This is a genomic window from Marinobacter sp. BW6, from assembly GCF_008107725.1.
Taxonomy (GTDB): Bacteria; Pseudomonadota; Gammaproteobacteria; order Pseudomonadales; family Oleiphilaceae; genus Marinobacter.
This window is the reverse complement of the sequence record NZ_VIRN01000092.1, coordinates 1-432: the sequence shown is the minus strand read 5'-3', so window position 1 is coordinate 432 and position 432 is coordinate 1. Positions and strand designations below refer to the sequence as shown.

Here is a 432-nt window from a genome sequence, read left to right as displayed (position 1 = left end):
TGCCAAGGGACCACGTCTTCCGCTCATCCTGGTACCGACGACAGCCGGAACAGGCTCGGAAGTCACCCCGATTTCGATCATCACGGTGGGCGAAGAAGAAAAAAGGGGGGTCGTCTCCCCTTTCCTGTTGCCGGACCTGGCCGTTCTCGACCCGTTGCTGACACTCGGCCTTCCCGGCCCCGTGACGGCCGCGACCGGCATCGATGCGATGGTGCATGCCATTGAAGGCTATGCCTCGAAATCGGCCAACAACAATCCGGTTTCCAGAACACTGGCGGTCGAGGCTCTCCGGTTGCTGGGTGGCAACATCGAAAAGGCCGTCCTGACGCCAAGGGACGAAGACGCCAGAGGCGCCATGCTGCTCGGCTCCATGCTGGCCGGCATGGCCTTCGCCAATTCGCCGGTCGCTGCAGTGCACGCCCTCGCCTACCC

Annotated in this window: 1 protein-coding gene; it reads left to right on the top strand. The window is 63.2% G+C overall.

Features of this window, described 5'->3' with window-relative positions; all coding sequences use genetic code 11:
- Nucleotides 1–432 (top strand): iron-containing alcohol dehydrogenase (locus tag FMN52_RS19705; RefSeq protein WP_148610308.1); only part of this gene is annotated, 432 nt, incomplete at both ends.